Annotated in this window: 16 protein-coding genes; 11 read left to right on the forward strand and 5 right to left on the reverse strand. The window is 38.8% G+C overall.

From position 1 onward, the window contains the following. Position 1: 1 nt before the first annotated feature. Positions 2–703, reverse strand: a complete 702-nt coding sequence (locus LQ201_RS05770; RefSeq protein ID WP_230140009.1) for a YggS family pyridoxal phosphate-dependent enzyme — start codon at positions 701–703, stop codon at positions 2–4. Positions 704–796: 93 nt separating this feature from the next. On the opposite strand from LQ201_RS05770, the gene LQ201_RS05775 reads away from it, so the two are divergent. The 5 genes from LQ201_RS05775 to LQ201_RS05795 all read left to right on the forward strand — a co-directional run bounded on the left by LQ201_RS05775 (position 797) and on the right by LQ201_RS05795 (position 6,810). Continuing rightward, positions 797–1,330, forward strand: a complete 534-nt coding sequence (locus LQ201_RS05775) for a DUF4296 domain-containing protein (protein ID WP_230146611.1) — start codon at positions 797–799, stop codon at positions 1,328–1,330. Position 1,331: 1 nt separating this feature from the next. Beyond that, a complete protein-coding gene (locus LQ201_RS05780) occupies positions 1,332–3,710 on the forward strand; it encodes an endonuclease MutS2 (RefSeq protein ID WP_230140013.1) in 2,379 nt (792 codons plus the stop codon). Between the two features lie 295 nt (positions 3,711–4,005). Continuing rightward, the gene (locus LQ201_RS05785; protein ID WP_230140015.1) at positions 4,006–5,094 is read left to right on the forward strand and encodes a sorbosone dehydrogenase family protein; all 1,089 of its coding nucleotides are present in this window, start codon (positions 4,006–4,008) and stop codon (positions 5,092–5,094) included. A 297-nt stretch (positions 5,095–5,391) separates the two neighbouring features. After that, entirely contained in the window at positions 5,392–6,093 is a 702-nt protein-coding gene (locus tag LQ201_RS05790) for a CoA transferase subunit A (RefSeq protein WP_215127968.1), read from the forward strand. Positions 6,094–6,150: 57 nt separating this feature from the next. After that, positions 6,151–6,810: a CoA transferase subunit B gene (locus LQ201_RS05795; RefSeq protein WP_230140017.1), complete on the forward strand. Its 660-nt coding sequence runs from the start codon at positions 6,151–6,153 to the stop codon at positions 6,808–6,810. A 136-nt stretch (positions 6,811–6,946) separates the two neighbouring features. Here the strand turns inward: LQ201_RS05795 and LQ201_RS05800 are convergent, their stop codons facing one another. Together LQ201_RS05800 and LQ201_RS05805 are read right to left on the reverse strand one after the other, a co-directional pair. Then, on the reverse strand, positions 6,947–7,591 hold the full coding sequence (locus tag LQ201_RS05800; RefSeq protein ID WP_036669687.1) for a uridine kinase: 645 nt from the start codon (positions 7,589–7,591) through the stop codon (positions 6,947–6,949). Positions 7,592–7,593: 2 nt separating this feature from the next. Continuing rightward, entirely contained in the window at positions 7,594–9,138 is a 1,545-nt protein-coding gene (locus LQ201_RS05805; RefSeq protein WP_230140019.1) for a LysM peptidoglycan-binding domain-containing protein, read from the reverse strand. A gap of 284 nt (positions 9,139–9,422) precedes the next feature. Between LQ201_RS05805 and LQ201_RS05810 the strand changes: the two genes are divergently transcribed. From LQ201_RS05810 to LQ201_RS05825, 4 genes are all read left to right on the forward strand, one after another. Then, positions 9,423–9,902: a Dps family protein gene (locus LQ201_RS05810; protein WP_230140021.1), complete on the forward strand. Its 480-nt coding sequence runs from the start codon at positions 9,423–9,425 to the stop codon at positions 9,900–9,902. A 104-nt stretch (positions 9,903–10,006) separates the two neighbouring features. Then, positions 10,007–11,842: a UbiD family decarboxylase gene (locus LQ201_RS05815; protein ID WP_230140023.1), complete on the forward strand. Its 1,836-nt coding sequence runs from the start codon at positions 10,007–10,009 to the stop codon at positions 11,840–11,842. A 381-nt stretch (positions 11,843–12,223) separates the two neighbouring features. Next, a complete protein-coding gene (locus tag LQ201_RS05820; RefSeq protein ID WP_230140024.1) occupies positions 12,224–15,232 on the forward strand; it encodes a SusC/RagA family TonB-linked outer membrane protein in 3,009 nt (1,002 codons plus the stop codon). Between the two features lie 25 nt (positions 15,233–15,257). Continuing rightward, entirely contained in the window at positions 15,258–16,655 is a 1,398-nt protein-coding gene (locus tag LQ201_RS05825) for a SusD/RagB family nutrient-binding outer membrane lipoprotein (RefSeq protein WP_230140026.1), read from the forward strand. Between the two features lie 124 nt (positions 16,656–16,779). Here LQ201_RS05825 and LQ201_RS05830 read toward each other — a convergent pair whose 3' ends face one another. Together LQ201_RS05830 and LQ201_RS05835 are read right to left on the reverse strand one after the other, a co-directional pair. Next, entirely contained in the window at positions 16,780–18,309 is a 1,530-nt protein-coding gene (locus LQ201_RS05830; protein WP_230140028.1) for an OmpP1/FadL family transporter, read from the reverse strand. Between the two features lie 20 nt (positions 18,310–18,329). Next, positions 18,330–19,340, reverse strand: a complete 1,011-nt coding sequence (locus LQ201_RS05835; RefSeq protein ID WP_230140029.1) for a hypothetical protein — start codon at positions 19,338–19,340, stop codon at positions 18,330–18,332. 198 nt (positions 19,341–19,538) lie between these two features. Here LQ201_RS05835 and proS point away from each other — a divergent pair, with 198 nt between their 5' ends. Together proS and LQ201_RS05845 are read left to right on the forward strand one after the other, a co-directional pair. Then, positions 19,539–21,011, forward strand: a complete 1,473-nt coding sequence (proS, locus tag LQ201_RS05840) for a proline--tRNA ligase (RefSeq protein ID WP_230140031.1) — start codon at positions 19,539–19,541, stop codon at positions 21,009–21,011. Between the two features lie 200 nt (positions 21,012–21,211). Then, positions 21,212–22,351: a cystathionine gamma-synthase gene (locus tag LQ201_RS05845; protein WP_230140033.1), complete on the forward strand. Its 1,140-nt coding sequence runs from the start codon at positions 21,212–21,214 to the stop codon at positions 22,349–22,351. Positions 22,352–22,410: the final 59 nt, after the last annotated feature.

Here is a 22,410-nt window from a genome sequence, read left to right on the forward strand (position 1 = left end):
ATTAATTCGCCGTATTATCGTTTTTGAAATGTTTAATTACCCTTTTTCCGAAAATACTGCTACCAATGCGTACCATTGTACTTCCTTCTTCAATTGCAATTTTATAATCTGCACTCATTCCAGTCGATATTTCCTTAAAAGCATCGTCTTTACGGAAAAAGCTCACTTTAATACCATCAAAAAATACTTTTAGTTCCTGAAACTCGGTCGTAATCTGCTTTTCGTTCTTAGTATTAGTGGCTATCCCCATTAAACCCACAATACGGATATTTTTCAATTCGGCTAAGTCTTCGGCACGTAGCAATTCGATCACTTCATCAAAACCAAGTCCGAATTTAGTGTCTTCATCTGCAATGTAAACCTGTAATAAACAATCAATTACGCGTTTGCTTTTTGCAGCCTGTTTATTGATTTCCTGTAGCAGTTTCAAACTGTCGACCCCATGAATAAGTTTTACAAAAGGAGCAATGTATTTTACCTTATTACTTTGTAAATGGCCAATAAGATGCCATTCGATATCGTTTGGAAGTTGCGCCTGTTTATCTACCATTTCTTGTACATGGTTTTCTCCAAAAATGCGCTGTCCGGCGTTGTAGGCTTCTAAAATTGATTCTACTGGTTGTGTTTTTGAAACGGCAATTAGTTTTACCCCGCCTGATTCAACTTCGCTTTTATATTGTTTAAGATTATCAGCTATGCTCATTTATAACTATTTTTGGTAAAATTAATAACCTTGCCGCAATTTGGGCAAAAAATAATATTTAAATTAAGCATGAAGAGATTAATATGGGTTTTAATGACAGCTATATTATGGTTTGGTTGCAAACCTGGTATACCTGATGGCATTATTAAACCTGATAAAATGGAAAAGATTTTATACGATATGCACATTGTTGATGGATACCTTTCAAGTATTTATGTAGTAGATTCAGCAAAGAAGGTAGCAGCAGCTTATTATAAAGGGATTTATAAAAAATTTGGTACAGATTCTGCCGAATATAACAGGAGTTTAATATGGTATAATACCAACCCTGTAGCATTGGAGGCGATGTATAAAAACATACAAAAATTGTTAGCCAAGCAAAAAAAGGGAACAGCATTAGCTGATCTGATAATCAAGAAAAAAGCATTTAGAGCCGACTCTTTAGTGATAGCAAAGAAATTTAAGGCCGATTCTCTTGCGATCAGAAAAAAAATGAAACCAGATTCTTTATCGAAGGTTAAAGCAGTTGCTGAAATTGCAAAGAAGAAAAAACAGGCCGATTCATTAATTAATATAAAAAAAGCTGGCTTATCGGAAGTAGTTCCAAGTCCAGCTATTGTACAATAATATGTTATATCCCGAAAACTGTTTAGAACGTTTAGGTTTTGTTGAGATCAGGCAACTGATTAGCAAACATTGTTTAAGTCCGATGGGGCAAACAATGGTAGAGAAGATGCAGGTGATGAACCGTTTTGATCAGATTGATAAGTTTTTACGTCAAACAAACGAGTTTAAAAGTATCCTGCAAAATCAGGAACCTCTACAGATTAATACCTTTTTTGATATTAAGTCGCTGGTTGAAAAAATCAGGGTTGAAGGCACTTATCTATTGGAAGATGAGTGGTTTCAGGTATACACTTCGTTACATACTGTTTTCTCAGTACTCCGTTTTTTCGAAGAACGTGCAGAAGTATATCCTACGCTAGAAGCTTTATTTGAGCATCTGCCGATCGAAAAAACGATCCTTCGTAAAATAGAAAGCGTTATAGATGCCAAAGGAAAGATCAAACCAAATGCATCAAAAGAATTGCAGGAGATTACCTCTGCCATTTCGAAGGCCGAACAAGATGTGCGTAAGCGAATGGATTCGATCTACAAGCAGGCTATTGCCAATAACTGGGTTGCCGATGGTAGTTTAACCATTCGTGATGGTAGAATGTGTATTCCGGTTTTGGCTGAGAACAAGCGTAAACTCAAGGGCTTTATACACGATGAATCGGCAACAGGGCAGACGGTTTACATTGAGCCTGAAGAAGTATTTACCTTAAATAATAAGTTGCGCGACTTAGAGTTTGACAAGCGCCGGGAAATTATTAAGATTTTAATTGCGCTAACGGACGATTTGCGGCCATACTCGCCATTATTGCTTTCTTACCATGGTTTCCTTACCAAACTGGATTTTGTTCGTGCAAAGGCTTTATTTGCGATGGATATTGAAGCTGAAATGCCAGGTTTGTTAAAAGAGTCTAAAACCAAGCTGATTAATGCAAGGCACCCTTTGTTATCGATTTCATTTGCTGCAGAAAAGAAAACGGTTACACCCTTAAATATCCATATAGATGCCGAAACCCGGGTGGTATTGGTATCAGGGCCAAATGCAGGCGGTAAATCGGTTTGTATGAAAACCGTTGGCCTTTTGCAGATTATGTTGCAAACAGGTTTGTTAATTCCGGTTGATGCAAATAGTGAAGTGGGTATTTTTGAAAATATTTTTGCCGATATCGGCGATGACCAATCTATAGAAAGTGATTTAAGTACTTACAGTGCACACTTAAAAAAGATGCGCTATTTTGTAGAGCATGCTTCGCCAAAAACGATGGTGCTGATTGATGAGTTTGGTACCGGAACCGATCCGCAGTTTGGAGGACCAATGGCTGAAGCTGTTTTAGAGGTGTTGAACAATAAAAAGGTTAGGGGGGTAATTACTACCCACTATTCTAATTTAAAGCTTTTTGCAGGTAATACACCTGGTTTGGAAAATGCATCAATGCTTTTTGATAATGCCAAAATGAAACCGCTCTACATTTTAGAAATGGGTAAACCTGGTAGTTCTTATGCATTCGAAATCGCTCAGAATATTGGTTTGCCAAAAGAGGTAATCGAGCTGGCTAAAGAAAAAACAGGATCTAACCAGAACCGAGTAGATACCATGCTTATTGATCTGGAGCGCGAAAAGAAAAATGTTTACGACGCCAAAGTAAGTTTAGCCAATCAGCAGAATAAAGCTAAAAACTTGGTTGCCGAAAATGAAAAGTTGAAAAGCTTTTTAGAGGAGAATAGAAAGGTACTGATTAAAGAAGCGAAACAAGAGGCGCAGAATATTATTAAAAATGCCAATAAACTGGTTGAAAACACCATTGCCGAGATTAAGGAAAAGCAAGCTGATAAAGAAGTAACTAAAGAACTCCGCCAGAATTTGCAAAAAGAGCTGGTTAAAAATACTATTCCGAAAGAGCGCTCTAAACCAGTACAGGTAATTGTTGGTGGTGAAATTGGAATTGGTGATTTAGTGAAATTTACGGATAGTGAAACCATTGGTCAGGTTTTAGAAATTAACCGCAATGAATTGGTTTTGGCTATCGGCGATTTACGATCGACTATTAAAAAGAACCGCGTTCAAAAAGTGAGTAACCGGGAAGCTAAAAAAGTAGTTCAAAGCAGTGCAAATTCTTTTGCAGGGCGCATGAATGATGCCGTATCTGGTTTCAGGGCCGAACTTGATCTTCGTGGAAAACGAACTGAAGATGCCCTCTTTGAAGTAGAGAAGTATTTAGATAAAGCCATTATGCTTGGCTTTCCGTCCATTAAGCTGATTCACGGTAAAGGTGATGGTATTTTGCGGAAAATGATCAGAGAATACCTGCGTAAATATAGTCAGGTAAATAGGATGGAAGATGAACATGCTGATCGAGGCGGGGATGGGATTACTTATGTGTATTTGAATTGATGTTGTGAGATAAGAGATGTGAGACATGAGATTTAAGTTGCCTAGGCGTCCTCTCGACTGAAGCAAAGCGGAATAGTTGTGGTGTCGGATGTTACCATCCGACACTAAATCATTTTTTTGAAAATCTGTCAGATGGTAACATCTGACAGCAATCTAAAAGCTAATTATATAAAGATTTTGCTGCGCAGAGCACTTCGTGGTTCTCGGCTGTGCTGTGCTTCGCTCGAAATGATGTCCGCCCAATAAAAACAAAACTTTATAACCGTAACGTTGTTATTTATAAAACGTTACGGTTATGAGGGCAATACTACTCTGCTTATTTGTAATGCTATTCGTTACAAATTGCAAAAAGAATGGTGATGATAGTGACGATCCGGGTAATTTACCCGATGTAGAATTAAAATCAAAAGTAGTTGTATCCGGATTGAGCTTTCCCTGGGAAATTGCGTATGGCCCTGATAATTTCATCTGGTTTACCGAAAAAGCAGGTAAAATTAGTCGTTTAAACCCTGCCAATGGGCAAGTAACGCCTTTACTTACCATAACCGAAGTGCGTACCAACGGAGAAGGCGGCTTACTTGGAATGACACTCCATCCCGATTTTACCAGTAACCCTTATGTTTATGTAATTTATGGCTATGGAAGTACCTATAAAGCCAAAGTGGTGCGTTATACTTACGCTGGTGGAAATTTAACGAGTCCGCAGGTATTATTGGATCAGATTCCTGCTGCTTCAATCCACAATGGTTCGCGTTTGCTGATTAGTGGCGGTAAACTATTTATCAGTACTGGCGATGCTGCTGATACTGGCAATCCTCAAAATGTTAACTCTTTAGCGGGTAAAATTTTAAGGATAAATTTAGATGGCTCGATCCCCGGTGATAACCCTTATCCAAATAACCCGGTTTGGTCTTTAGGGCATCGAAATGCACAAGGATTAACCCAGGTGGGCAATAAAATTTTTTCTTCGGAGCATGGCCCTGATTCAGATGATGAGATTAATATTATCGAAAAGGGAAGAAACTACGGATGGCCAAATATTAAGGGTTTTTGTAATGAAAGTGGAGAACAATCGTTCTGCAGTTCCAACAATGTGGCAGAGCCATTAATCAATTGGACACCAACTATTGCACCCAGCGGTTTAGCTTATTACAATTCAGATTATATTCCGCAGTTTAAAAATTCGTTACTATTGGCAGTACTAAAAGGGACTAAATTGATGCAGCTTAAATTAGACGATGCTCAAACAAAAATTACTGGAACGAAAGATTTTTATGTAAACACTTATGGTAGGATAAGGGCTGTTTGCCAATCGCCTGAAGGGAAAATTTATATCTGTACCAGTAACGGAAGCGATGATAAAATTGTGGAAATTGCTAAATAGGCTTATTTCTTTTTATTGCCAGGGCACTTCTTACAGCGTTTACCTTTTTTGAATTTCTCACAACATTTTTTGTGCTCAGCCGTACAGCTGAAAATAAAACCCATGCCTTTTTGAAATTCAGGATCGGTGGGTAGTATGAATAGACTTTCTTCTCTCTCGTAAACCATTGCTGCACAAAGGTAATAGTTATTTAGATTAATTCCAATTAATTAATATTCCTGGAAGATTTAAAAATTATAAATGCTACATTTTTGAAGGCAATTTGTAATTTAGCGAACTAACCAAAAAATTCATAAGATGATAAATAAAGTGGTATCTGGAGCTGAAGAGGCTATCAAAGATATATCAGATGGTGCTACCCTTATGCTCGGTGGTTTCGGGCTTTGCGGTATTCCAGAAAATTGCATTAATGCTTTGGTAAACAAGCAGGTGAAAAATTTAACCTGTATCTCTAATAATGCTGGTGTTGATGATTTTGGTATTGGTTTAATGCTAAAACAACGCCAGGTTAAAAAAATGATTTCTTCGTATGTAGGTGAAAATGCCGAATTTGAAAGGCAACTGCTAAGTGGCGAACTTGAAGTAGACCTTATTCCACAAGGTACTTTGGCTACGCGTTGCCTGGCAGCCGGATATGGTATGCCTGCAATTTTTACCCCTGCGGGTGTGGGTACCGAAGTGGCAGAAGGCAAAGAAGTGCGCAATTTTGATGGCAAGGATTATTTAATGGAATATGCTTTTGATGCTGATTTCGCTATTGTTAAAGCTTGGAAAGGTGATACCGCTGGGAATTTGATCTTCAGGTCTACCAGCCGCAACTTTAACCCTATAATGGCTATGGCAGGTAAAGTAACCATTGCCGAAGTAGAAGAATTGGTAGAAGCTGGCGAATTAGATCCGGATTATATCCATACACCTGGTATTTATGTTCATCGGATTTTTCAAGGGAAAGATTATGAGAAAAGAATCGAGCAGCGAACGGTGAGGAAGGTTCAATAGTTCATTGGTGGTTCATTCACTCATTCGAAATTCTTTCAATCAATCATTAAAAAAAATATGTTTTCAAAAGAAGAAATCGCACAGCGTATTGCTAAAGAAATAAAAGACGGATACTATGTTAACCTTGGTATTGGCATACCTACTTTGGTCGCCAATTATATTCCAAAAGGAATTAACGTCGTGTTACAGTCTGAAAACGGCTTATTGGGTATGGGGCCATTTCCTTTCGAAGGAGAGGAAGATGCCGATTTAATTAACGCAGGGAAACAGACCATCACCACCTTGCCAGGATCGTCTATTTTTGATTCGGCAATGAGTTTTGGGATGATCCGTGCGCAAAAAGTAGATCTGACTATTCTGGGAGCCATGGAAGTATCAGAAAATGGAGATATTGCCAACTGGAAAATCCCTGGTAAAATGGTGAAGGGAATGGGAGGGGCTATGGATTTGGTAGCATCGGCCAAAAATATTATTGTGGCGATGCAACACGTCAATAAAGCCGGAGAAAGTAAATTATTACCTAATTGTACTTTGCCTTTAACTGGTGTAAAGTGCATCAAAAAAATTGTAACCGAATTGGCGGTTTTGGATATTCTGCCCGAAGGTGGTTTTAAACTTTTGGAGCGTGCACCAGGCGTAAGCATCGAATTTATACAACAATCTACGGCTGGAAGATTGGTAATAGAAGGTGAGATTCCTGAAATGAGGTTGGATTAATTGGTGATTGATTTTTAAAGAACGGTCGTCATTCCCGTGCAGGCGGGAATCTTAATGCACCCTGTAAACCCTATCAAGACATTACGATTCCTCGCACAAAAAGAAGTCAAGCTTTAAAAGCTTGACTTCTTTGAAGTTACTGTATATCTACTAAAATACTATTCCTTAAATCGTTGGAGATATCTTCTGTGATACCGATAATTTCTTCGGGTTCGTTGGTGTTGTTCATTATTACCTTATTACACTGTTCGCGATACGGCAATAAATATTCTTTATAGGCTGGCACTACATGGTTGTGCCATTTGTACAATACATCATCTTCAGGGTAACCACGTTCCAAGCCATCGCGTTTTATACGGCGATCTAAAGCTACCTGTTCATCTGCATCAACAAAAATGGTATGATCCAGCAGGGCGGCAATTTCTTTAAAGTGGAGAATAAAAAGACCCTCAACAATAATAATAGGTGCCGATTTAATCTCCAAAATTTTAACAACGGCGAGTGGATTATTGAAGTTGTATTCTTTTTTATAAACAACCTCGCCACTCATTAACTGTTTAATGTCTCTTAAAAACTGTTCGCTATCAATGGTAGAAGGGAGGTCGAAGTTGTATAACTTGTTTTCTTCCTGTGTCATCTCGCCCGCTGGGATATAATAGTCATCTTGCGATACGAGTGTTACTTCATCCTGTTTAAAATGATGAAGAAAACAGTTTAAGAAAAATGTTTTACCCGATCCACTACCACCGGCAATACCAATTATAAATGGCTTTTTGTTCAAACTCATTGAGCACTATATGTTAAATTGCAGAAAAAACGTTTGTCTAAAGCGCCCAATGAATCGGCTACAGCTTTAGTCATTACAATTATAACATCTTTTGTGGATTCGTTCTCCGTAAATTTACCAACAACTTTGGCAAAGGTAGTGCGGTTGGTCATTGGGTTGGTAATCTTAATTACCCTGCCCACAGGTGCTGTACGGTGTAAAACCAACATTTTTGTTCCATCCAGGTCTTGGTCTGCAATCCAAACTGCGGTTCCTTTTTCTTCGATCTGACTTAAACCATATACGCTCGGGTCGCGGCGAAGTTTAGGGTCTTTAACCATGGTGCTATCTGGTTCGTTTTCCTGCTCTTCTTTCGATAAATCATTTACCGATTTAGGCTGTGGCGGTTTAGGAATAATCAGTTTCTGATCAATTTTAATTGCGTTATCTTCCAGTTTATTTGCTGTTCTGATCTGATAAGCAGTTAAATTGTATTTTTTAGCAATGGTAAAAATGTTTTCTCCAGTAGCAACGGTATGAATAAAACTTTCTTCTTTTGTTGCTGGTGCGTCTTTAACTTTTGCTTCTACCTCTTTAGCTTTTGCTTCAGCTTGTTTTTCTTTCGGAACCTGAACATCTGTAATAATCCCTCCCGGTACTTTTAAAACCTGTCCAATGGTAATGGCGTTATCAGGCAAATCGTTCAGTTTTCTAATCTGGTAAGCGGTAATGCCATATTGTTTAGCGATGGTGAAAATAGTTTCGTTCCTTAAAACAGTATGTGTGCCGGCCGCATCTGTAGATTTGTTCTCCTGAACAGGTTTTTCTTCAGCGGCAGATACTACTTTGTTCTCATCAATGTTTTTAGTTGCCGGAATTTTAAGTTTCTGACCGATACGCAAGTTATTTCCTGAAAGATTGTTGGCTTTTTTTACTTCTTCAACAGTAGTGCCGTATTTTTCGGCTATTTTGCCTAAAAACTCCTTAGGCGCAACAGTATGCTCAATCATGGTTTGATCAGCAGATGATGTATTGGCTTGAGGCGTTTCTGTATTATTCTTCGCTGGTGGCGTTACCGGAGCAGCTGTTGCAGTTTGTTCTCCATTTTTAGCAGGGATTTTTAAAACCTGACCGATACTCAAATTGCTGCTGCTCAGGTTGTTTAAGGCTTTAATCTCATTAATGGTTGTGCCATATTTTTCGGCGAGCATGTTTAGATTTTCTTTTGGCTTGATGGTATGCTCTATTATATTGCCAGTAGAAGCGCTTTGATTTTGTGTGCTGTTAGCTGATCCTGTTGCGGTAAAAGGAATATTTGTTGGAACTTTAATGATTACCCCAACCTGAAGGTATTTATTGTCATTAAAGGCCATAATCTCTTTAGGAGAAACATTATACCTTCTTCCTATTGAATAATAAGTGTCTTTTGCTACAGTTTGATGAACGATCAGTTTTTTGCCTTTATTATTTTCTACACCGATAGAGTCTCTTGCTGTGTTGGCTTTGGCATTTGCAATGTTTAAGGCAAATAACACTACAGCAGATAAATATATTTTATGCATTTATTTTATGTAAATTTCTAAGTCAAAGGGAGCAATTATACGAATAATATTGTTAATCAGTCTATGTTCAGCTATTCGTTTTTAAGTAAAAATAAGATGACTTTAATAGCTTAATATCGATATGCCATTCATTAACAAATGTTTGTAAAATTGTTGTTCCCTATAATAATTGAATATTAAACGATCTAATAAATAACGTATTGTTCAAAAGACAAAATTGAGCAAAACTTTTATAAATTTGGGTTGTTACGTAGACATCAAAAACATCATAAATAATAAAAAAAATGGACGCTAAAGAAATAAGCTTAAACGAAAAAGAAGTTAAACCAGTTGTAGATCTTTTGAACGATTATTTGGCTAATTATCACATTCATTATCAAAAACTAAGAGGTTGCCACTGGAATATTAAAGGTCAGAACTTCTTTACTTTACATGTTAAGTTTGAAGAATTATATACCAATGCACAGTTAACTATTGATGAGATAGCCGAGCGTGTATTAACCTTGGGTAAAGCACCGCATAGCCGTTTTGCCGATTATATAAAAGAATCTCAAATTAAAGAAATTGATACCATTGGCCTTAAAGATCTTGATATGGTTGATGCCATTTTAGATGATATGGCTGCATTGATCGAATTGGAAAGAGAACTTTTAGAAGCTACAGATGCTGCCGGAGACGATGGTTCTAACGATATGGTTAACCGCTTTATGCAGTTTAAAGAGAAAAATACCTGGATGTTGCGCGCTTTCGCAGGAAAGAAATAATATAATTTAGGTGGTTAAAAGCCTCATGTAAGTAGCTTTATTGTAAAATCTACTTATATGGGGCTTTTTTGTTTCTGAGAAAATCTAATTATTTATCTTTGGGCATGGCATACAAAAGTTTAGCAGAATGTGTATCCGATCTCGAAAAGCACGGTCATTTAATCAGAATAAAAGAAGAAGTAGATCCCTATTTAGAAATGGCAGCCATCCATTTAAGGGTTTACGAAAATAAAGGACCAGCAATACTATTCGAAAAAGTTAAAGGAAGTCCTTTTCCTGCTGTTTCAAACTTGTTTGGGACATTAGAGCGATCGAAATTTATTTTTAGAGATACTTTACCAAAAGTACAACAGCTGGTATCGTTAAGGAATGATCCGATAAAAGCATTAAAAAATCCGTTTAAATATGCGGGTTCCGCAATGTCGGCTTTATCGGCCTTGCCACTTAAAACACCTTCTGCAAAAAGAAAATTTTTAAAAACAAGTATCAGTCAATTACCACAAATTGTAAACTGGCCTATGGATGGTGGCCCTTTTGTTACCATGCCGCAGGTTTATACTGAAGATATAGATAAACCAGGCGTTTTAAATGCAAATCTGGGCATGTATCGCATCCAATTGGGTGGTAACGATTATATCCAGGACCAGGAGATCGGGTTGCACTATCAGATCCATAGAGGGATTGGTGTACATCAATCAAAAGCCAACGCCCTCGGCCAACCCTTAAAAGTGAGCATTTTTGTCGGTGGACCCCCATCACATCCTTTAGCCGCAGTGATGCCTTTACCGGAAGGATTATCGGAAATGACATTTGCAGGTGCATTGGGCGATAGGCGTTTCCGTTATTTTTATGATGATGAAGGTTTTTGTATCTCTGCAGATGCCGATTTTGTTATTACCGGAACGGTTTATCCAAATGAGAATAAGCCAGAAGGGCCTTTTGGCGATCATTTGGGGTATTACAGTTTAACGCATCCTTTTCCTTTGATGAAAGTGCACAACGTGTATCATAAAAAAGATGCCATTTGGTCGTTTACGGTTGTTGGTCGTCCGCCGCAAGAGGATACCAGTTTTGGGGCTTTAATCCATGAAATTACAGGCTCGGCCATACCACAGGAAATTCATGGTTTAAAAGAAGTTCATGCGGTTGATGCGGCTGGCGTTCATCCTTTGCTTTTTGCTATCGGCAGTGAGCGTTATACCCCATATTTAAAAGCACGCAGACCTCAGGAAATATTAACCATAGCGAACCATATACTGGGGAAAAATCAATTGAGTTTGGCCAAATATCTGTTTATTGCAGCCAAAGAAGATGATCAGCATTTAAGCACGCACCATATTGAAGCATTTCTTACGCATATTTTAGAACGGATCGATTTAACGAGGGATGTTCATTTTTATACGAATACTACAATTGATACACTTGATTATAGCGGTGATGGATTAAACAGCGGATCGAAGGTAGTAATTGCGGCGGCAGGAGACAAGCAGCGTGAACTTTGGAATAAGATTCCTGAAGGACTGAAATTAGGCGACGGATTTTATCAGCCGAAAATAGCCATTCCAGGCGTTTTAGTTTTAGGAAGTGACAAATATTTAAGTCCGGAGAAAACAGCTGCTGAAATTGCTTTATTGAATATGGCTTTGATCGATCAGGATTTATCAGGCTTACCTTTAATTATATTGGCAGATGACGCAGAATTTACGGCCAACAATATTGATAATCTGGTTTGGGTCGCTTTTACAAGGAGCAACCCGGCGGCTGATATTTACGGTATTAACGATTTTACCATTAATAAACATTGGGGCTGTAAAGGTTCTTTGATTATCGATGCGAGGAAAAAGCCTCACCATGCACCTGAATTGATCAAAGATGAAGCTGTAGAAAAAAAGCTGGATGTTTTGGGCCAAGAGGGTGGAAGCCTGCAAGGACTAATTTAGTCGAATAATTAAAATAAAAAATTGTTTCTTAAGCATACTTAGGCTATGCTTTCAACTTCTGGGCTAATTACTTTTTTATTGGTGCTGATTTGTGTACCTTCAAATCGCTTAGTTTAACCAACCAAAAACGGTGCTGAAAATCTGATTATTGCGAACAACAATCAGTAGGGCCGGAAAGCCTAAACATCTCACAAATTACTTCAACATCTGCTCCCAGGTTCAAAATTTTGTTTGATCGGTTAAACAAATCACAGTTTATTAACGTATTTACGACTATTGTAACATTTGCGTTAATTTTTGGGCAATACGTGTTAAAATCATCGTTCTATCTGGCTTCTTATAAACCTAATTTTGGTCATATTACTAACTAAACTGAATACAATGACCAGATTAAAGATTACTTTGTTCATTTTGACCATGCTCTGTTGCATACAGATTTATGGTCAAACGTCGCTGATTAGTGGCAAAATTACAGATGCATCGGGGCTGCCAATCCCAGGCATATCGGTAAAAGTTAAAGGAACCGCTATTGGCACCTCTTCCGATGCGAAAGGGATCTTTTCAATTAAAAGTGCAAGTCCAGCTACACTGGTTTTTAGTGGAATTGGTTATACAACCAAAGAATTTGCTTATAGTGGGCAAAGCAACATAACCATAACATTAAGTGAAGACCAGCAAAGCCTGAATGAGATTGTGGTAACTGCCTTAGGGGTGAAACGTGATAAGCGAAATTTGACCTACAGCTCGCAGGAGGTAAAAGGCGATCAGATTACCCAGTCGAAAGAGCCTAACCTGGTAAATGCATTGGCAGGTAAAGTTTCTGGTGTACAAATTACAAGTTCGTCGGGTACGCCAGGCAGTTCGTCGCGTATTGTAATCAGGGGGGCTAATTCTCTTTATGGCAACAATGAAGCTTTGATGGTAATTGATGGTATTCCGGTTAACAATGATGAAACCGGTAACCTCAACTCCGGTCCCGGCACCAACCGGATTGCCGATCTTGATCCTAATATTATTGAAAGCATTAATGTGCTAAAAGGTGGTGCTGCAACAGCGTTATATGGATCTGATGGTGCAAAAGGAGTAATTATTATCACAACAAAAGCCGGTAGCCTGAATAAAAAGCCTGGTATCAGCTTTTCTTCTTCTTTTTCAATGGAGAAACCGCTGTTGCCAGAAATCCAGAATAAATATTCTCTTGGCTCAAATGGCGTATATTTTGATGGTGTGAACCAAAAAACGAGTACATCGTGGGGGGCGAGAATGGATACCTTAAAAATTAACGGCCAGCCTGCACAGGTATATGATCAGTCTGATTTATTCTTTAAAACCGGAAAAACATATACCAATACAGTAGCCATAAACGGGGGTGGAGCTTACAACTCTTATTTTATATCGTATACCAATTTTGCGCAGGATGGAACGGTACCTAGCACTTCGTTCGACCGGAATACCGTTTTTGGTAAATTCACCACACAAATTGTTAAGGATCTGAATGTTACTTTCTCCCTAAATTATGCCAATACCAAAAACCGTCGGCTACCTGAAGGTTATGCCTTGGAAAGTCCGGTGTGGACCATTTTTTCTGCCCCAGTTTCTTATGATCTGCAACCTTCGGTAAACCCTGATGGAAGTCAGCGTTTATACCGTTTCTCTCGCAATAATCCTTACTGGGTGTTAGATAATATCAGCAATACATCAGTTGTGAACCGTTTTCTGCCGACATTTACAGCCGATTATAAACCCTTAAACTGGTTAACCATTACTGAGCGTTTTGGTGCCGATGTATATGTTGAGCAAGGTAAATACACCGAGTCTTTACTGTCGGTCTCTAATCCTAACGGAAGAATTGTAAATAACAATACTAATTTCAGACAGTATAATAATGATTTGATACTGAACGCCAATAAAAGTTTTGGTGATTTTAATGTCGAAGCCTTACTGGGTAATAACCTTATTTCGACATATTCGCAAAATGGCTATGCCAATGGCTTAGGAATCACCATTCCAGGTTTTAATAATATCGGTTCTGCCTCTACTGTTAAGTTTACAGAAACCAGTTACCTTACGCGGAAAATAGGCTTTTATCTGCAATCTAATATCGATTATAAAAAGTTTATTATCTTGTCTTTAACAGGCAGATACGATGGTACTTCGGTTTTGGCTAAAGACAACAGCTTTTATCCATACGGTTCGGCTGCAACAAGTTTTATTTTCTCTAATTTCTTTTCTAATGGCCTTTCTGAAGTGATGAACTTTGGTAAACTAAGGCTTTCTTACAGTACGGTAGGTAATGCAAGTATAGGCCCATATAGTTTACTTACTCCCTACGAATCGCAAACGATTAGAAATACTACTTTTCCTTATCAAGGACAATCGGGTTTCTTAATCAGCCAGGTACTTAGCGATCCAAACCTGAAAAATGAACGTATTAACGAGTTTGAAGTTGGATTAGAAACTGGTTTCTTTAAAAACCGTTTAGGCATTGAGCTTACCTATTTCGATAAGCGGACTAAAAATGGTATCATTCCGTCGGTGGCTTTGGCGCCATCTACAGGTTTTAACGCAACAAGTGTAAATTCTGCAGCTATGCGCAACCGGGGTATTGAGGTTCTGTTAAATGCAAAACCAATTTCGACCCCGGATTTTAGCTGGGATTTAACGATAAATTATAGCAGAATCAGAAACAAAGTGCTTTCTATTTACAAAGACCTGAAACAGGTTGGCAATGGTTTCACCTTTATTTTTGTAAACCAGCCTTACGGTGTAATTTATGGTACCCGATATGCCAGAAATGCGGCTGGTCAGCTGCTTACTGATGATGGAGGCCTTCCTTTTGCCGCCGATGAACAAGGTATAATTGGCGATATCAATCCGGATTGGATGGGTGGTATTGTTAATAATTTCAAGTATAAACAATTTGCGCTTAGTTTCTCTTTTGATATGAAAAAGGGGGGCGATATTCAGAATAACGTAGATGGTTATGGTTATTTCTATGGTACACCTAAAGTTACCGAAGATCGTGGACCACGTATAGTTGAGGGCATAAATGCTACAACAGGTTTGCCAAATACGGTTTCAGCTACAGGGCAAGCTTATTATCAACGTGCTAACAGTGTTCTCGAATCAGTAATTCAGGATGGAACCTATGTTAAATTGCGAAACGTAAGTCTGGGTTATAATGTTAAACCGGCCTGGTTACAAAAAACACCTTTCAAAACCATCGGATTTCAGGTAACCGGACGAAACCTTTGGATTTATGCGCCACACTTTACTGGCGGAGATCCGGAAGTAAGTTCATTTGGTTCATCAAATGGTTCGCAAGGGATTTATTCGTTCTCAACGCCAACATCAAGATCTGTTGATTTTAGTTTGAAACTTACCTTATAACCCTTAACAATTAGAAAGAAATAACATGAAAAAGATATATTTTATTTTAGGCTTTGCCCTTATGGTGGCAGCAGCCGGATGCAAAAAATACCTGGATGTGAATGAAGATCCAAACAGACCGATTGATGTTAAAGAATCGCTCATGTTACCACCTATACAAATGCTGATTTCCCAAAATATCAATGCATCAGGCGATGGGAATTTAAGTGTGGTGTTGCAACAATATTTGCAGGTAATGGCACTCAACCAGGTGGCACCAAATTTCGGTACTTATCTGATGTATAATGTCGATATGGATGGCGACTGGAACAATGTATACGTAAGAACATTAAACAACCTCAATTTATTAAAGGTTAAAGCTGTTGCCAACGGCAATTTTAATTATGGTGCCATTTCTAAAATTCTTACAGCTTATACTTTAGGTTATGCTACAGATGCCTGGGGTGATCTTCCTTACAGTCAGGCTTTTTTAGGGGTAACACAGCCAACGCCAGCGTATGATAGTCAGCAGCAGATTTATGTTCAGATTCAAACTTTACTGGATGATGGAATAGCCGATATTGCAAAAAATGCTGGCCTTAAACCCGGAAGCGACGATTATATTTATGCAGGCGATATGGCAAAGTGGAGAAAATTGGCTTATACATTAAAAGCACGTTATTACATGCACCTGAGTAAAGCACCTGGAAATACAGCTTCTGGGCAGGCACAGCTGGCTTTGACTGCACTAACTAATGGTATGCAGAGCAATGATGATGATGCTAAAATTGCATTCAGTGGTGCGGCAGGGGCAGAAAATCCATGGCAGCAAAATTTTCTACCAGGTACTACATTTGTGCTTGCCAACACCTTTGTTGATGCTTTTACTACCAGAAACGATCCAAGATTAAGTAAAATGGTTAAACCCGCCAAACAAACCGGTTTATATACTGGCCGGCAGATCGGTTTAGATGAAATTGGAAGTCTGGAGGCTTACTCAATCCCTGCCGATTTTTACGCAGGTGCCAGTGCTAATAATTACCTGGTCAATTACACCGAGGCATTATTCATAAAAGCCGAAGCCACGCTGGTGGTATCGGGTTTTGCAGCTGCACAACCTATTTATCAGGATGGTATCAAACAGCACATGACCAAGGTAGGGGTGAGCACAACTGATATGGATACGTACATTGCTTCGCGGGGGACACTCAGCAGTACAAATGCACTCCGTTTAATTATGGAAGAAAAGTCGATTGCAAACTTTCTTAATGCTGAAAATTATACAGATTGGCGCCGTACAGGATTCCCGGTTTTAACCAAAGTTAAAAATGCACTCTCTGAAATTCCGAGAAGGGTACTTTACCCAAATACCGAAATTACAGCAAATCCACAACCGCAACAAAAGGCTAAGATTACCGATAAGTTATGGTGGGATGTTAATTAAATAAGTGATAGTTAGTTAATAATGTTGAGGATACCCGATTGGGTATCCTTTTTTATTGTAAAAAGCGCCAGTTCTCTAGTAGAAAACTGGCGCTTCTTTTCTTAATTATGTAAGACAGTTATTGTTAAAATCTTACCCCAAAGGTTAAGAATACGTTGTTTCTATTGCTTTTAACATCTGCAACAGGCTCGCTGTAATCATCTAATAAATATGGACTTGAACTGAAGTTTGTTTTGTAGTTCTGATACGCTAAATCGAAATAATAGTTATCTATGCGGTATCCAATTCCTCCGGTGTAGTATTGACCCTGATAAAATTTATTGTCGCCACCTTTAACACCATTTCCGTTTACCCCGTAACCACCTCTTAAGCTAAATTCGTTCGTCACTTTTACTTCTGCACCAACTCTGTAGTTAACCGCTTCTTTATAAGATTCTTTGATAAAAGCATTGTTGCTATTGATTGTTGAAAGATCAGAACCGTTAGAATCTGAAAAACGCATTGAAGCATAATCTACATAATCAACATCGGCTGAGATTAATGCGGTACCTGCTATTACATAGCTAATACCGGCCGAAGCTTTTAATGGCGTACGTAAATTATAACTGAAAGTGTAATATTTTGTCGGATTATTTGAGTTAGAAGGTGCATTTGTTGCATTTCCAGCTAAATTTGCCTGTAAAGTTTCGCTTGTATTATCTTCAATGTTCATCCAGGTGGGGGTCTGGAAATTTATACCAATTCTTAATTCATTAACCGGTCTGAAAATCATACCTAGTTTTAAGTTAAATCCACCACCTTTGGTTTCCTGATTTCTGAAATGCGTTAAGTTGTAATTTTCATTTCCAGTATATGCAGGGATTGGTAAGCCATCATCAAAAGTGTTCACTATCCCCGATTCGGTGAAAGTCGCATCGCTAATGTATTTCACATTTACAAAACTAGCGGTTGCGCCAATGTATACCTTGTTGCCAAAATTAAGGGCACCCGCAACGTTAAATTCTGATGTTGAACCTAATCTGGATTCATCCCAATTTTGTTTGAAACTCGCGTTGTTATAAGGTTCTGCTGAATATCCATTTGGGAAATTGGGTGCATTTTTATTAATTAAATAGCTATTATACGCATCTCCGGCTATTGAATTATCAATTCCACCACCATTGGCCTGATCTACATACGAATCTCTTATCGAGCTGTTTGTGTTGGTACCGCCATAGTTAATGTTATTTAAGAAATCGTTATTTCTTGTATAGCTTAAACCGAATACCGTACTTACCAATCCTTTATTTACATCAGCTCCCTTTATTTTTGCTGCTGGACTGTAAAATACAACACCAATGTTATTCAGGTTAATCTGGCTTTTATCAGCTTTGCTATTGTTGCCCAGGTATGCGCTATTGTTTGATACAGAATTAAATTCAGGAGTTAAACTAAACTCAGATTTGGTAAATAAGCCTAATCCGGCAGGGTTTGCGTTAATTGAACCAATATCTCCTCCAACTCCGATTTGTGCACCACCCATTCCCTTAAATCGGGCAGAACTACCATAATTGGTTTGAGAAAAGCGGAATGCATCAGGGGCGTAACTTTGGGCATACGTTGTTCCCATAGCAGCTACTGTAGCTACTAGTGAAGCTAAAATATATTTTTTCATGTTGTGTGTTTAAATTTAAATTAACCTCTTCCTGCTCTTGATGGTCTTGAACCGCCACCACCGCCACCGCCGGTTGAACCACCGCCACTATTTCCGCCGCCATTTGATGGTGGTGGTGAATAACTAGGTCTGCTTTCGGTTCTGGTAGGTGGAGTATAGGTTTCGTTTCTGGTAGGCCTGCTACTTTGTGTACCTTGAGGACTATAATTATCATTCCTGGTAGGTCTGCCAGCTTGCGAGCCCTGAGGTTGTGCATAGCTGCCATTACCTTGGTTTCTACTTGGTCTTCCAGCATTAATATTTGGCGCATAACCTACACCGTTTGGATTTGTAACACCAGATCTGCTCGGTCTACCTGCATTTCCCGCATTGCCGTTTCCATATCTTGGCGTGCCTCTATCATCACTTCCAGGTCTTGGTCTGTTGTAGCCTCTATTGGTATACACACCGCCACCATAGTATCCGCCGCCAATACCCCAGCCTCCGCCGTAGTATCCACCGCCCCAACCATAACGGTCGTAATAAGAGTTAGGTCCCCAAGAGTTCCATCCATATGGATTGTTCCATCCGTAGCCAAAGTTACCGTAATAGAAGGGATTGCTCCAGATGCTGCCATAACCAAAGCTGCCGCCCCAGCCCCCTAAACCGTATCCGCTGTTCCAGCCGAGGCCATAACCCAAGTAGTTTGAAGGGCCATAACTGCTTCCATAGTAATAATTATCAAAATAAGGGTCGTAATAGCCTTGAAAACTGTAACCATTATAAAAACGGTTTATTCTAGATGAGTAATCCATATCGTAATAAGGATTACTTGTGCCATAATATTCATCATATTCTTCCTGTCCCTGAGCCTGATATTGCTGGCCTTGTCGGTTCTGGGGTTGAGGTGCTATTTCAACCTCCCTGGCTTTTGCCACAGAATTATAAACATCATCAGCTGGCTTAGTTTGAGCCAGTTTTGATGTAGCGCATGATGCCACCAACCCTGCGGCGGCAATCATAACAATGGGTAAAAATTTAATTGGTTTCATTGTGTTTATATTTAGTTGTGTGTGTTCACGAATTTAATAAACAAGTTTCAAAAGTAAAAATTATTAACTATTTATTTAGTCAAAAAATGGTATAAAATAATTGATATTATTTTGTTAATCGTTTGTAGGCATAAATTTATAAATTTGCCGTTGGATTTTACACTTTTTAACATACAAATTACGTTCCAAATACATAAGATGAGCAAAGAAATTACAAGTAGAGAAGCAGATTATTCCCAGTGGTATAATGATATCGTATTAAAAGCAGATTTAGCAGAGCATTCTGCCGTGCGTGGTTGTATGGTTATCAAGCCAAATGGCTATGCTATATGGGAAAAAATGCAGGCTGTTTTAGATAAAATGTTTAAGGAAACAGGACATCAAAATGCCTATTTTCCATTATTCATTCCAAAGTCATTTTTCTCTAAGGAAGCTTCTCACGTTGAGGGCTTTGCGACAGAATGTGCGGTTGTAACGCATTATCGGTTAAAGAATGACGGCAACGGAAATATTGTCGTAGATGAAACAGCCAAATTGGAGGAGGAATTAATTGTCCGCCCAACCTCCGAAACCATTATTTGGAATACCTATAAAGGATGGATCCAATCATACCGTGATTTACCAATATTGATCAATCAATGGGCGAATGTGGTAAGATGGGAAATGCGCACCAGGTTATTTCTGCGAACAGCCGAATTTTTGTGGCAAGAGGGCCATACCGCACATGCTACAGCAGAAGAGGCAATTGAAGAAACAGAACGTATGTTGCATATCTACGCCGATTTTGCTGAAAATTGGTTGGCAGTTCCGGTAATCAGAGGCCGTAAATCGCCGAATGAGCGCTTTGCTGGTGCTTTAGATACGTATTGTATTGAGGCCTTAATGCAGGATGGTAAAGCTTTACAAGCAGGTACATCTCACTTTTTAGGCCAGAATTTTGCTAAAGCTTTTGATGTTAAGTTTACCGGTAAAGATGGAAAATTAGATCATGTATGGGCTACTTCATGGGGTGTTTCTACACGTTTAATGGGTGCTTTGATTATGGCGCACAGTGATGATTCCGGATTGATTATTCCACCAAAATTAGCACCAATACAAGTGGTAATTGTTCCGATTTATAAAGGTGATGAGGATCTGGCGAGAATTTCTTCATACGTTAATGAATTAACCATGCGTTTAAAAGGTTTAGGCGTTTCGGTGAAATATGATGACAGAGATACACAACGCCCTGGATTTAAGTTCGCTGATTATGAGTTGAAAGGTGTGCCAATCCGTATTGCTATCGGCGGTCGCGATTTAGAAAATAAAACCGTAGAAATTGCCCGTAGAGATACCAAGCTGAAACAAACTGTACCCCAGGAAGGATTGGATATTTACATCATCAAACTATTGGAAGATATTCAGCAAAGCATGTTCAACAAAGCTTTGGCTTATCGCGATGAGCACATTACAGCAGCCAATAGTTATGAAGAGTTTCAGGAATTGTTAGATACCAAAGCTGGTTTTATTTCAGCGCATTGGGATGGGACACCGGAAACTGAGCAAAAGATAAAAGAAGAAACAAAAGCAACCATTCGTTGTATTCCTTTAGATAATAAATTAGAAGATGGCGTTTGTATTTATTCAGGAAAACCATCTATCCAAAGGGTACTGTTTGCAAGAGCGTATTAGTTAAGTCCTGAGTCGTTAGTTCGGAGTCGAGAGTCTCCTTGCAGACGTTTTAAAAATAAGTTTAGTCGTTAGTGAGAAGTTTGATTCTTCTCATAACGATTCAATGTATTAATCAGATATGAGATTTGAAACATGAGATGTGAGAGGGAATATAAATCTCACATCTCATGTCTAGTGTCTCACATCTCAAATCTAAAAAAATGAAATTCGCAACTAAAGCTATACATGCAGGTCAAGAGCCTGATCCAACCACAGGTGCTGTAATGACACCGATATATCAAACCTCTACCTATTGGCAGAAATCTCCTGGAGACAATAAAGGCTACGAGTATTCGAGAGGAACAAACCCAACGCGTAAAGCTTTGGAAGATTGTTTAGCTGCTTTAGAAAATGCTAAATATGGTCTGGCTTTTTCGAGCGGAATGGGGGCAACAGATGCCGTATTGAAATTATTGCAGCCTGGCGATGAAGTGATTACCGGAAATGATTTGTACGGTGGCTCATACCGGATCTTTACCAAAATATACACTAAATACGGAATCAAATTTCACTTTCTGGATCTATCTAAGCCAGAGAATATATTGCCCTACATCAATGATAAAACCAAATTGGTTTGGATAGAAACCCCTACTAATCCTACCATGCAGATTATCGATATTGAAGGGGTGGCAAAAATTACAAAAGAGAAAAATTTAATCCTTACCGTTGATAATACATTCGCATCGCCTTATTTACAAAACCCGATCGATCTGGGCGCTGATATTGTGATGCATTCGGTAACCAAATATATTGGTGGCCACTCTGATGTGGTAATGGGTGCTTTGGTAACCAATGATGAGCAATTGTATAAAGACCTTTGGTTCATTTACAATGCCTGTGGTGCAACACCGGGTCCGCAAGATGCTTTTTTAGTATTGAGGGGTATAAAAACGCTTCACCTTCGGATGAAAGCACATTGCGAAAACGGAGCGCGTATTGCACATTATTTAAAAACACATCAAAAGGTTGATAAAATTTATTGGCCGGGTTTTGAAGATCACCCTAACCATGATGTAGCTAAAAAACAAATGCGTGGATTTGGCGGTATGATTTCGATTACCTTAAAAGATGCTGATCTGGAAGAAACTTTTAGAATCTCTTCTAATTTTAAAGTATTCACATTGGCTGAATCATTGGGCGGGGTAGAATCGTTAATTAACCATCCAGCAACGATGACACATGGCTCTATCCCGAAAGAAGAAAGAGAGAAAGTAGGTGTTACCGATAACTTGCTTCGTTTAAGCGTTGGGGTAGAGGATATCGACGATCTTTTAGAGGATCTGGCAAATGCATTAGCATAATATTTCGAGCGGGCAGATAAAATATTTGCCCGTTTTTTTTGTAAAGCAGGTACTATTCT

Source organism: Pedobacter sp. Bi126 (assembly GCF_918698245.1).
GTDB lineage: Bacteria > Bacteroidota > Bacteroidia > Sphingobacteriales > Sphingobacteriaceae > Pedobacter.